This is a genomic window from Anatilimnocola floriformis (assembly GCF_024256385.1).
Classification (GTDB): domain Bacteria; phylum Planctomycetota; class Planctomycetia; order Pirellulales; family Pirellulaceae; genus Anatilimnocola; species Anatilimnocola floriformis.
The window spans coordinates 1,686,507-1,698,559 of the sequence record NZ_JAMLFW010000002.1 but is presented as its reverse complement, the minus strand read 5'-3'; the positions used below and the strand labels follow the sequence as shown (position 1 = coordinate 1,698,559).

Genomic DNA, 12,053 nt, shown 5'->3' with positions numbered 1-12,053 from the left:
AACAACAGGGCTGAAGGCACCGGTCAATCATACCGCCAGTGCCAGAGATCGCCAGTAGAGTGTAGCAACCACGCTCCGCGTGGTTTTTCGCAGCACGGAATGCGAGCGACTATACGTTTGGCGGCAAACTACTACTTCTTCTTCTCAACGTGCAGCGTGTGCTTGCGGAGACGAGCGCTGTATTTTTTGAGCTTCAGCTTTTCGCCACCAGGCTTACGACGGAGGATGTAGTTGATGTCGCCGGTCTCTTCGCACACCAGGAACACTACTTCGGCTTTTTTCTTGCTTTTGGCCATGACATCAACCCACGGACTGATTCAGAATGAGGGGGATCTTTTGGGGAATCCATGAATATAGGGATTCCCACCGCACCTGAAAAGATCGGACGGCTGAAAAACAGGACCAAATGCGATAGAAATAGCCTTTGGTGAAGCGAATAAACGGCCCGCAAGCCCCTCCAAAAGAAGGATCGCCAAAGACCCTCTATGCGCGACGTACTTTCCTGGATCGACGATGATCTGCAGCAGCTGCGGCAAGCCGATTTGCTACGGACACTGGCTGTTCGTGAATCGCCGCAGCGCGGTGAGCGGATCGTGCTCAACGGCCGGGAGTATGCCAATTTTGGCTCGAACGATTATCTGGGCATTGCCGGAACGCTGCTGACCGAGGCGCACCTGATCACTGCGCGGGAGATTGGCTGGGGCGCCGGCGCTAGCCCGCTCGTCACTGGCCGCGGATCGCTGCATGCGGCGCTGGAACAGCAGCTGGCGAAGTTCGAAGGCACTGCAGCCGCGCTGCTATTTCCCACTGGCTATGCGGCGAACAGCGGCACGATCGCGGCGCTGATGGGCAAGGACGACACGATCTTCAGCGATGCACTGAATCACGCAAGCATCATCGATGGCTGTCGTTTGTCGGGCGCGAAGACGATTGTCTATCGCCACTGCGATGTCGATCATCTGCGCGAGCTGCTCGCAGCCACGAAATCCCCGGGTCGCAAGCTGATCGCGACCGACGGCCTGTTCAGCATGGATGGCGATCTGGCTCCGCTCGATCGAATCGCCGAACTCGCAGAGCAACACGGCGCGATGCTGCTGGTCGACGAAGCCCACGCGACCGGCGTCTTCGGCGAGAACGGCCGCGGCGCGAGCGAGCACTTCGGCGTCGAGCGAGCCGTTCACATTCGCGTCGGCACGCTCAGCAAGGCCCTTGGTTCGCATGGCGGGTTTGTGGTCGGCGAGCAACGGCTGATCGATTTTCTCGCCAATCGCGCGCGGTCGTATTTCTTTTCGACTGCAGGCCCTGAACTCGTCGCTGCTACGGGATTGGAAGCGCTCAAGATTGTGCATGATCAGCCGCAGCGACGGCACGAGTTACTAGCTCGCGCCGAACAATTGCGCGAGCAATTTCGCGCCCAAGGTTGGCCGATGCCGGAGCGCGGCAGTCAAATCATTCCGCTGCGGATTGGTGATCCGGGAGAAACGATGCGCCGAGCAGCGAAACTACGCGAGCTTGGATTTCTTGTGCCCGGCATTCGGCCGCCGAGCGTGCCGGCAGGACAGTCGCTACTACGGGTGAGCCTGACCTGGCGGCACGATGAGGCGCTGCTTGCGCGCTTGGCGGCGGCAGTGGGGCCGAAAACCGCGAGCTAGACTTCCACGACCACATCGCTGGTCGCGAACCGTACCTTCGGCGTGACGGCATATTTGTCATCGGCGGCGCGGTAGCCAGCGACACAGGCCACGACGGTTTTGTAGCCTTGCTCGGCGATCCCCAAGACCGCGTCGTACTCGGCTGGCACGATGCCTTCCATCGGGCAAGTGTCGATGCCCATCACGGCGGCAGCGGTCATGAAGTTGCCGAGAGCGATGTAGACCTGCTTCGCGGCCCACTCATTGATATCGAAGCCAGCCGGCGGCGGCACGAGGGCGCGGATCATCGACTTCCGATAGCCGGCGTGCTTTTCCAGCGGCTCGTTGCGGATTTCACAAACGCGAGCGACGTGACGATCGACATCGTCAGCCGACAGATCCTTCTTGGCGGCCATCACAACCAAGTGCGAGCCATCGACAATCTGCGACTGCTTCCACGAGTGGTGCAGCAGTTGGGCTTTCACCTCTGGATTGGTCACCACCCAAAACTTCCACGGCTGCAGCCCGAACGAAGAGGGCGTGAGGACGAGCACTTCGGCGAGCACGGCCCAATCTTCAGCGCTGATCGGGCGAGTGGGATCGAAACGCTTGGTGGCATATCGCCACTGCAGTTGTTGAAGGAGGAGTTCGCGCGAGATGGGCTGCATCGACATGCTATGGTCCGAAAGAGACTAGTCCGAAACGAGCGGCACAAAACGGCCGCCATGAAAGCATTATTCCCTCTCCCCAGCGAACCAGGGAGAGGGAACTAGCTTTCGAGGACCACTATTATTCGGAGTTGAGTGCGAAACTCAGTTTAAACTGAACGGCGGCAGCAGCTCGGGGCCGCTGGCCGGCGTGGTGAGTTGCATGGCCTTGAGCTTTTCGAGCAACAACCGGGCGCGGCGATCGACATTCCAATCGGCGAGCAACTGCTGTTTGATGGCCAGGGGCATGCCGAGACCAAAGGCCAGCACGTCGGTCATCAAGCCGAGCGAACTGGGGTTGGCGAGCAGTTCATCGAACTGATCGTTGAGGGCGTTGCGTTCGGGCAGCAGTTCGCGGGTGAGATCGATCAATGCTTGTTGCAATTGATGACGTCGTGGTGCACCTGACGAAGGATAAAAATCGTCGAGCACATCGACCTCGGCCTGGCGAAAGGCGCGAGTGGCCGGCAGTTCGCGGCGAATGGCAGCGCGGCGGAGGCCTTGCAACAGCAAGTTGACCCGGCCATCGGCATGTCGCTGATGCGACAGGATCCGGCCGAGACAAGCAACCGGCGCGATTGGTGGCCGGGCGTCGTACGATCGTTCCCAGCCAGGCTGCAGCCAGACCGGAGCGATCAGTTGATCGGTGGCGAGCGCTTCGTCGACCATTTCCAGATATCGCGGCTCGAAGATGTGGAGCGGCTGAATGGTGTGCGGAAAGAGGACGAGATTCGGAAATGGAAACAAGCGCACGCGTCCAGAAAAATTCTGGAGGAAGGTCGCGCTGTTCTCAATCTCTGCCATTTCTGGCCACTCTCTACCACGTCGTTGCCTCTGGCCAGCCACGACGTTCGATTGCACCCGCACGCGATTCATCTTGAACGCGTATTAATCGACATGGAAAACATTCTAATGCGGTGAATCTCGATATTCCACATATAACGTCATAAATATCTTAATTTTTTCGCAAGATTGCAATTTTCTCGCTTGTTAATTCTGATTTACACGCATGCCGTTCGCCGAGTGGGTACGCGAGCTAGTAATCCCAGGGCGTGGCTTGCTTGGTGTAGCGGAACAGCCAGAACACACCGGTGTACATGCCGATGGCGATGGCCAGGCAGCAGAGAATGAGGCCGGCCAGGGCCCAGCCGCGGCGCTGCGAATACAGACCCCAAATGCCCATTCCCAGGCCAATGACGCCGACAATCGCCCCTTCGAAACGCATCGGCGCGAGGATCACGCCGAAGATGCCGAGGGCCAAAGCTGCGATGGCGCCGCCGTTGGAGGCATAGGCTTGCTGCCGCGAAGGCGTCATTTTCGGCGATTGGCCGGCGAATTCCTGCAACTGCTGCGGCGGCAACAAGAGCGAACCAGCAGCAAACGGCGAACCGCGTCGCAGGAGCGAGCCATTCGGCCCGAACTCGAGCGGCGGCGTTTCGACCCCGGCGGCTGCGGCAACTGGCTGGGCGGGATCGGAAACCGCCGGCGCGACGACTGGGGCTGGCGCAGGCTCTGGCGCGAGTTCGGCAACGACGATTGGCTCGAACGCATTGCGCGAAACGGGGGGCATGCCAGGCCGCGACTCGGCCCGCAGATCGATGCCGCATTTCCAACAGCGATTGACGGCCCCCATGAGGGCTTCGCCACACTGCGGACATTCTCGCCCCGCCATGCATCTAACCTTGTGGTCCAGAGGAAGCGGTTGGTTCATCCGCGAGCGGATCGACAAAAATACTGGCGATTAACAGCGAAAATCCAGGGAGCAATCGCGATGACGTAACGGCCTCGTTTTCTTGCATCACCTGACACTGATCGATCGCGGTGTATTGATGCAGTTCCTTTTTCTCTGGATAAACGTACCAGACTTCTTCGGTGCCTGTTTCGAAGTACTCGTTGAGCTTTTCGCTCATCTCTCGCTTGCTATTGCTACGACTGATCACCTCAATTGCAAGATTAGGTGAGACCGAGGCGATGGCGACCTTAAGAAAGTCGCTTGCCTTCAGTCGTTCTCTCGAGATGAAGCAAACGTCGGGCACTCGGATCAAATCCGGTTTGATTTTGAGCTGGCCGTCGGAGCCGAGAGCAACGCCCAACCGATTTGTCTTTAGATAATTGTTGAGTGCGGTGGCGATGGTCAACGCCACCAGAGCTTCAAAGGTGCCCATGGTCTTCTCGATCAAGGTGCCATCAACCAGTTCAAACAAGCGGTTGTCATGATCGCTGTAGTGCAGCAAATCGGCTTCGGTTGCTTCGCCGGGGGGCGGATCCATACAGATCCGTGCCGGTGGAATCTCGCCGAAACGATTGGCCAGGTCGACTAGCGTCAGAGGCACGCGTTCGGTGCCTGAGGACGTCGGAAGCGTGGGGATGGTGCTCATCGCTTTCTATTCTAGTCTCACAGAACCACCAGAGTCACCTGCGGGATGCCGCGGCGCTCATTGTCATTCTTTTTCGACGCAAGTAAGATGCAGGACTCGCCTTGATCGGTCCACAAGATCCACTTGTGGGCTTCCCACCGGCTTCCTTTGCTCGCCGCTCGTATGCGGCTCTTTCCCGAGAATTGTTATGGTTGCTCGCTGGTTCTGTGCGCTCATTTTTTCGGCGCTCATGCTGTGTATCGCTAGTAATCTCCTCGCCGTTCCCGCCGATGCTCCGGCGCCTGCCGAGACGCCGAAGATTGCTGGCGAATCGAATGAAGGCGAGCAAGCGCTGAAGGGCTTTAAAGTCCCCGAAGGTTTGCAGCGGCAACTCTTCGCCGCCGAACCGCTCATTGCTAATCCCGTGGCGTTCACGGTCGACAGCAAAGGCCGCGTCTTTGTTTGCGAAACCTTTCGGCAGAGCAAAGGTGTCGAAGACAATCGCAGCCACGGCCATTGGCTCGACGATGATCTCGCCGCAATGACCGTCGAAGATCGTCTCGCCTACGTCAAGAAGCACCTCAAGGAAAAGGCCAACGAATACACCAAACATGACGATCGCATTCGCCTGGTGACCGATACCGATGGCGACGGCAAGGCTGACAAAGCGACGGTGTTCGTAGATCGTTTCAATCAGATTGTCGATGGCACCGGCGCTGGCGTGCTCGAGTATCGCGGCAACGTTTATTACACCAACATCCCGCACCTGTGGATGATGAAGGATCTCGATGGCGACGGCGTGGCTGAGGTGCGCGAGTCGCTGTCGAATGGCTACGGCGTGCGGTATGCGTTCCGCGGCCACGACATGCACGGCTTGATCCTTGGGCCCGATGGCCGCCTCTATTTCAGCATCGGCGATCGCGGTTTGAACGTGACGACCAAGGAAGGGAAGCATCTGATCAATCCCAATAGCGGCGCCGTGCTGCGATGCGATCTCGATGGCTCGAACCTCGAGATGTTCGCGACCGGCCTGCGGAATCCACAAGAACTGGCCTTCGACGATTACGGCAATCTCTTCACTGGCGACAACAACAGCGACAGCGGCGACCGCGCCCGCTGGGTTTATGTTGTCGAAGGTGGCGACACTGGTTGGCGGATGGAATATCAGTACCTGCCCGATCGCGGCCCGTTCAATCGTGAAAAGATCTGGCACCCGCAAAACGTCGATCAACCGGCTTACATCTTGCCGCCGATTTTGAACTTTGCCGATGGTCCTTCGGGGCTGGCCTATTATCCGGGGACTGGTTTGCCGGATCACTTCAAAGGCCGGTTCTTCCTCTGCGATTTCCGCGGCGGACCGGGCAACAGTGGTGTGCGGACCTTCAAGCTCAAGCCGAAGGGCGCGTCGTTTGAAATGACCGATGCCGAGCAAACGATTTGGAGCGTCCTCGCCACCGACGTCGAGTTCGGCCCCGATGGCAGCGTGTATGTCAGCGACTGGGTGAACGGCTGGAACGGCGAAGGGAAAGGCCGCATCCATCGCTTCTATTCGGAAGAAATCGCCAAGAGCGAACTCTCGCTGCAAGTGAAAAAGCTCCTCGCCGAAGGTTTGGCGAAGCAGAGCGTCGATGAACTGAAGAAGCTGCTCGCGCATCCCGATCGCCGCATTCGTCAGGAAGCTCAGTTCCAACTGGTCGACCGCGCGGAATCGACCACGCTGCGTGAAGTGGCCCTGAAGGGTGATTCAACTCTCGCTCGCATTCATGCGATCTGGGGCATTGGTCAAATCACTCGTCGTCAAAAAGAATTGACCGGCCTGCTGGCTCCGCTCGTCGATTTGCTCGCAGCCGATGACGCCGAAGTTCGCGCCCAAACGGCCAAGCTCCTCGGTGAAACGAAATACCTCGGTGCCTACGACAAGCTCATCGGCTTGCTGAAGGACAGCGAACCGCGCGTGCAATACTTCGCCGCGGTCGCTCTCGGCAACTTGCACAAGCCTGCCGCGATTCCCGCGCTGCTCGATTTGCTCTCGAAGAACGACAACCAAGACGCCGTTCTCCGCCACGGCGCGGTGATGGGCCTGACCGGCTCGACGGAAAAGGTTGACCAACTGATCGCAGCCAGCCAAGGCGCGACTCCCGCTGCTCGACTCGGCGTGGTGCTCGCGCTCCGTCGGCACAATTCGCCCGAGCTCGCGAGCTATTTGAATGACAACGATCCGAAAATTGTGCTCGAAGCCGCTCGCGCGATTCACGATCTGCCGATCAACGAAGCGCTGCCGAAGCTCGCCGCGCTGATCACGCGTCCCTCGACTGATGATCCGCTCCTCCGCCGTGTACTGAATGCCAACTTCCGCCTCGGCACGGCAGAAAACGCTGTCGCAGTGGCCAACTTCGCTGCTCGCAAAGACGCCCCGGAAGCCATGCGGCTCGAAGCCCTCAGCATGCTGAAGGATTGGGAAAAGCCGTCGAACAAGGATCGCGTGACAAACTTCTGGCGGCCGCTCGAAGGTCGCTCGGCTGATCTCGCCGTGAATGCCCTCAAGCCGGCGCTGCCGGGCATCTTGTCGGGCTCCGACAAGGTTCGCACCGCGGCTGCCAAGCTGGCCGCTGACTTCGGCATGAAGGAAGTCGAGCCGGTACTGGTTGGCCTGTTCGAAGACACCAAACAATCGGGCCAGACCCGGGCCGATGCGCTCGGCGCTCTCGCCGCACTGCAAGCGCCGAATCTCGAAGTTCTCGTCGACAAAGCCCTCGGCGATGCCAGCGAGTCGCGCGTTCGCGCCGCCGCTCGCAATGTGTTGATGAAGCTCAAGCCCAGCGACTCGCTGCCAGAATTCGAAAAGGCCGTCTTCAAAGGCGACCTCATCGAACGCCAGGCCGCTCTCGCTTCGCTGGCGATGTTTACGCAGCAAGGGACGAACGCGATCCTCGAAAAAGCTCTCGACGACCTCGTCGCCGGCAACTTCCCCGCCGACAGCCGCCTCGACCTGATCACTGCCGCGGAGAAGCGGGCTTCGGGCGCGATCAAGAATAAGATGACGGCTTATCAAGCCAAGCAACCCAAGGATGATCCGGCGCTCGCTTACCTCGAATGCACCGAAGGTGGCGACGCCGAAAAGGGTCGACAGATCTTTTTCGAGCGGACGCAGGTCTCGTGCGTCCGTTGCCACAAAGCCCGCGGCACTGGCGGCGACGTCGGCCCTGACCTGACGAAGCTGACGGCTGATCCGCAGAAGACTCACCGCTACCTGCTCGACGCCATCGTGCAACCGAACAAGGACATCGCCAAGGGCTTTGACTCGGTGGTGATCCTCACTGCCGACGGCGGTGTCCTCTCGGGCATCGTGAAGCAGGAAACCGACAGCCGCCTCGACCTGATGACGGCAGAGGGGAAACTCCTGTCGATCAAAAAGGACGAGATCGAAGAACGCAAACCCGGCAAAAGCCCCATGCCGGAAGATCTCACCAAGCACCTCACGAAGTTTGAACTCCGTGATTTGATCGCGTTCCTGGCAACGTTGAAGGAATAGCGTTGGTCTTCTTAAGCCACCAGCTAAACGCTTTAGCTGGTGGCTAAGGGAAGCCCTTATTTTCCTTCGGCGAGGAATAATATAACACCCGAGTGATTTCGTCGCTGACTTCGCAAGCTGCTAATCTGAAAAGACTTGCGGAGAATCCCGGCGGTTATAACGCTCAGCAAATATAACACCTGTGCCAGCGGCAGTTCAGCACTGGTTAAGCGTTGAACCAGTGCCGCAACTACTTCCCCTGCAATCACTTGTCTCGCAAGCGAATGGCGCAAACCATTAATCTGCGCGATGGCGAATATAACCCCTTCATAACGCCGTATCGCAGCGCTATAACCACGAAAAGCAGCCGTTTATTTCGCAGTCGAATCATGTTCGACTAGCACCTCTACCAACGGTGGGGCACACGCGGAGAAGAGTGGAGTAGAACTCCACTCTGCGGTTTGAAGCCACGGGCTCAGTCCTCGCGATTCCGGCGCATCGCCATTGGCGTCGTCCAACCGGCGGTGCCGTCTCTTAGCCACCAGCTTTAGCGTTAAAGCTGGTGGCCAAGTGGCAAGACAGTTTCTGGTGACAACAACCGAGCCATTTCCCTTGGGTTCACCAACTATCAGAGCAACTCTTCCAAAATGGCGAAATCGACTGTGAAATTTCGCTGGAACGAGCGTGGAGTCATGAAAAGACCTTGATCCCACGTTTTGCGGCGCCTGAAGATCATGCCGGGTGCCAGCGAAATCGGTTCCCATGTAAGTAACGAAACGGTCGCCTGGCCCATTTCCGGAATCGACTCGAATTGCATGACGAGTCGGCGATCAGTCCCGCCGATGTCGTGCCACACCGGCACGCGGTCACCTGGCTCGAATTGAAAATTCATCGGGTTGTATGGAGTGCGGTGACCAACTCGGGAATTAAGGTGTCGTAGGTGGGTGCTGCGTGCGTAATAAACCGGATCGAACTCAAACCGTCGATAGGCCAGCGATACACGTGCTCTCTGCGCCTTAAATTCAAATCCCACGGGTTCCTGTGCGACGAGGCATGGCAATGGAAGCTCGTGCTGGGCGAGTCTCACCGGGAATGACAGAAAGGCGGACTGAATGGTGGGATGTAGAAAATGCTCTCGCTCGCCGAACTTGCCGGCGCTGTACATCAAGACACGAGACTTAACCTGAATCGGTTCTGCATCATTTCGCAAAACATAAAATTGCTTTGCGTTCGAGTGCGTTCCTTCGATCTCGCCGGCCACTGGTAGCAAAAACAGTGTTTGCATGGGCGGTTCGAGACTTTGTGCATACGCAATGAAAATGAGTGGCTCGCGATCCAGGCCGATGAGTGCAATCGTCACGCTTCCCACCTCTGATTTCGACTGCCTGATACGAAGACGCGTTCTTTCGCGGAGCGAAAGGCGACACTGCTACTCCGGTCGCAAATGCTCTACCAAAAACTCCATCCGCCGACGTGAGCCATAAGGCGTTTCGGCCGCTCCATGACCGGCGCCGACGATGGGGAGGTAGGTGAAGGTTTTGCCGGCGCGTTGCAGGGCGCCGACGACTTGCATGGTGCTGGCCGGGTCGACGTTGGTGTCGAGTTCGCCGACGACGAGCATCAGTTTGCCCTGCAACTTGTGGGCGTCTTCCATGTTCGAGCTCTTGGCGTAGCTGTCGTCGATCGGCCAGCCCATCCACTGCTCGTTCCACCAGAGCTTGTCCATGCGGTTGTCGTGACAGCCGCAGTCGGCGACGGCTACTTTGTAAAAGTCGTGATGATCGAGCAGGGCCCGCATTGCGTTCTGGCCCCCTGCGCTGCCGCCGTAGATGCCGACGCGCGACAGATCCATCCACGGGCGATCCTTCGCGGCTGCTTTGATCCAGGCGATCCGATCGGGATAGCCGGCGTCTTTCAAATTCTTCCAGCAGACGTCGTGAAACTTTTTGCCGCGGTGGTTCGTTCCCATGCCGTCCATCTGTACGACGATGAAGCCGAGCTCAGCGATGTTGTGATGTCCTTGCTGCCGGCCGAACTCCTTCGGCACGAACGCCGATTGCGGCCCGGCGTAGATCTGCTCGACGACCGGATACTTTTTGCTCGGATCGAAATGCGACGGCTTGATGATGATGCCGCAAATGTCGGTCTCGCCGTCGCGCCCCTTCGCGGTAAATCGCTCGGGCAGTGTCCAACCCGATTCGACGAGTCGCGTGGCATCGGCCCGTTCGCATTCGCAAATGAGTTTGCCGTCGCTGCTGCGACGCAGTTCGGTGACCGGCGGCAGGTCAACGCGCGACCACGTATCGATGAAATACTCGCGATCAGGCGAGAACGCTACACGATGCTGACCGTCGCCAGCCGTGAGTTGCTGAAACTCGCTGCCATCGAACTTTACGCGGCAGAGATGCTGATAGTACGGGTCCTGATCGGCTTGCAGTCCGCTCGCCATGAACCACAGTTCGCGGGCTTCTTCATCGACGTGCAGCACTTGTCGCAGCGGCCAACTTCCCTTGGTGATTTGATTTCTCACCGCGCCGTTTTTCACGTCGATCAAATACAAATGGCACCAGCCGTCGCGCTCGCTCATCCACAGCAGCTCGCCGGTCTTCGGCAGCCAGCGACGCCAGGTTTTGTTCGTGTAATCGATGAATGTCGAGACTTTCTCTTCGACCACGGCCCGCACTTCGCCGTTCTTCGCGTTCACGGCGATGATGCGATATTCCTGATGGCCGCGGCGGTTGTAGTCGAAGTAGAACTCACTGCCGTCGTCGGCCCAACGAATGTCGAACTGCGCTGACGTGTGAAAAGCATCGACCAGCAGCGGGCTCTTGATCACGTGCGATTCCGCGCCGTCGTCTTTCAAGCGAAACAGCACCACCTGCGGTTGCGGCAACGGATCGCCCGGCTTGATGTAGTCGAGCTCCTTCAGCTTCGGTTGCAGCTGATCCTTGGGAGATGAATCGACAATGGTGATCTTCCGCCGCGGCACGTCGGCACAGTGAAAGGCAACGAAGGCCGATGAATCGGGTGACCAATGGATGGCTTCGCGAAATTGCGGACTGTCGTTGAGCTCGGTTTTGAGTTGCGTCGTTTTGCCGGAGTCGACGTTCCTCAATTGAACGACTCCGTTCTCGACGAAGGCTTGCTGCTTGCCATCGGGCGAAGTACCGCGACCGCCGGTTCGCCGCGGACGAGGATTTTCGGGAGCGACTTCAGCGCGCGGAGCTTTTTTGCCATCGATCACAATCGTGCTCAGCGTCGGCGCGACTTCGACAACGGCGAGTTGCTCGCCTGCTTTGGTAGCGATGAGCCAAACGTGGCCGGCGTAGCTGTGTTGCTCGCGTTCGCCGCCGGCGGGGATTCCTTCGTAACGCACTTTCTCGCCGTCGGTGTTGATCCAGAAGAGCTCGATGTCGCTGGCCAGTTTGTTGATCACCTTCAGCGCCGAGTCGTCACCGGTGCGCGAGCTCGGCCTGATTTTTTCTTCGGTCTTCGCCGGCTTCTCTTCTTCCGGCAGGTCGAGGCCCTTCAAACTGCTCGCCGTTTTTCGCTTACCGGTCTCGGCATCGATCAGCACGAACTCCTGCGACCGCGGCCCGGTTTGCACGCGATACCAGAATGCTTTTCCACCTGGTAACCACGTCGGCTGCACTTGATCGCGAAAGACGCCGCCGCTGGTTCGCCGCGAGAGACTCAGCGCACGATCGATCCGCTCATCGGCCGAAGCAGAAGCGAAAAGGGAAATCAACGCCAAGGAGCATATGAAGTAGCGCATGCAGAGCAGTGTAATGCATGTAGCTGAATTCGCCAGAATTCAGAATCGGCTCGCGAAGCCACCAGATGAAGG

General features: G+C 58.5%; 9 protein-coding genes. 2 read left to right on the top strand and 7 right to left on the bottom strand.

The genetic code is table 11. From position 1 onward, the window contains the following. Window positions 1-131: 131 nt before the first annotated feature. On the bottom strand, window positions 132-296 hold the full coding sequence (gene rpmG, locus M9Q49_RS31315) for a 50S ribosomal protein L33 (protein ID WP_254513247.1): 165 nt from the start codon (window positions 294-296) through the stop codon (window positions 132-134). A gap of 189 nt (window positions 297-485) precedes the next feature. Between rpmG and M9Q49_RS31310 the strand changes: the two genes are divergently transcribed. Further along, window positions 486-1,652 (top strand): aminotransferase class I/II-fold pyridoxal phosphate-dependent enzyme, encoded by a 1,167-nt coding sequence (locus M9Q49_RS31310; protein WP_254513246.1) that lies wholly within the window; start codon window positions 486-488, stop codon window positions 1,650-1,652. Here the strand turns inward: M9Q49_RS31310 and M9Q49_RS31305 are convergent. From M9Q49_RS31305 to M9Q49_RS31290, 4 genes are all read right to left on the bottom strand, one after another. Then, window positions 1,649-2,305 carry an NAD(P)H-dependent oxidoreductase gene (locus tag M9Q49_RS31305; protein WP_254513244.1) on the bottom strand — a complete coding sequence of 219 codons (657 nt, stop codon included), beginning with the start codon at window positions 2,303-2,305 and terminating at the stop codon, window positions 1,649-1,651. The two genes, M9Q49_RS31310 and M9Q49_RS31305, sit on opposite strands and share 4 nt — an antisense overlap. Window positions 2,306-2,443: 138 nt before the next feature. After that, complete coding sequence (locus M9Q49_RS31300) at window positions 2,444-3,142, bottom strand: LON peptidase substrate-binding domain-containing protein (protein WP_254513243.1); 699 nt, start codon at window positions 3,140-3,142, stop codon at window positions 2,444-2,446. A gap of 232 nt (window positions 3,143-3,374) precedes the next feature. After that, complete coding sequence (locus M9Q49_RS31295) at window positions 3,375-4,010, bottom strand: DUF4190 domain-containing protein (RefSeq protein WP_254513242.1); 636 nt, start codon at window positions 4,008-4,010, stop codon at window positions 3,375-3,377. Between the two features lie 4 nt (window positions 4,011-4,014). Then, window positions 4,015-4,716: a Uma2 family endonuclease gene (locus tag M9Q49_RS31290; RefSeq protein WP_254513241.1), complete on the bottom strand. Its 702-nt coding sequence runs from the start codon at window positions 4,714-4,716 to the stop codon at window positions 4,015-4,017. Between the two features lie 187 nt (window positions 4,717-4,903). On the opposite strand from M9Q49_RS31290, the gene M9Q49_RS31285 reads away from it, so the two are divergent. After that, window positions 4,904-8,227 carry a PVC-type heme-binding CxxCH protein gene (locus M9Q49_RS31285; protein ID WP_254513240.1) on the top strand — a complete coding sequence of 1,108 codons (3,324 nt, stop codon included), beginning with the start codon at window positions 4,904-4,906 and terminating at the stop codon, window positions 8,225-8,227. Window positions 8,228-8,834: 607 nt separating this feature from the next. On the opposite strand, the gene M9Q49_RS31280 is transcribed toward M9Q49_RS31285, so the two are convergent. Then, window positions 8,835-9,566: a hypothetical protein gene (locus M9Q49_RS31280; RefSeq protein ID WP_254513239.1), complete on the bottom strand. Its 732-nt coding sequence runs from the start codon at window positions 9,564-9,566 to the stop codon at window positions 8,835-8,837. Window positions 9,567-9,635: 69 nt separating this feature from the next. Continuing rightward, a complete protein-coding gene (locus M9Q49_RS31275) occupies window positions 9,636-11,981 on the bottom strand; it encodes a prolyl oligopeptidase family serine peptidase (protein WP_254513238.1) in 2,346 nt (781 codons plus the stop codon). Between the last annotated feature and the right edge of the window lie 72 nt (window positions 11,982-12,053).

Coding starts and splice junctions, on each gene's coding strand:
- rpmG (WP_254513247.1), bottom strand. CDS start 296: ATGGCCAAAAGCAAGAAAAAAGCCGAAGTAGTGTTCCTGGTGTGCGAA.
- M9Q49_RS31310 (WP_254513246.1), top strand. CDS start 486: ATGCGCGACGTACTTTCCTGGATCGACGATGATCTGCAGCAGCTGCGG.
- M9Q49_RS31305 (WP_254513244.1), bottom strand. CDS start 2,305: ATGTCGATGCAGCCCATCTCGCGCGAACTCCTCCTTCAACAACTGCAG.
- M9Q49_RS31300 (WP_254513243.1), bottom strand. CDS start 3,142: ATGGCAGAGATTGAGAACAGCGCGACCTTCCTCCAGAATTTTTCTGGA.
- M9Q49_RS31295 (WP_254513242.1), bottom strand. CDS start 4,010: ATGGCGGGGCGAGAATGTCCGCAGTGTGGCGAAGCCCTCATGGGGGCC.
- M9Q49_RS31290 (WP_254513241.1), bottom strand. CDS start 4,716: ATGAGCACCATCCCCACGCTTCCGACGTCCTCAGGCACCGAACGCGTG.
- M9Q49_RS31285 (WP_254513240.1), top strand. CDS start 4,904: ATGGTTGCTCGCTGGTTCTGTGCGCTCATTTTTTCGGCGCTCATGCTG.
- M9Q49_RS31275 (WP_254513238.1), bottom strand. CDS start 11,981: ATGCGCTACTTCATATGCTCCTTGGCGTTGATTTCCCTTTTCGCTTCT.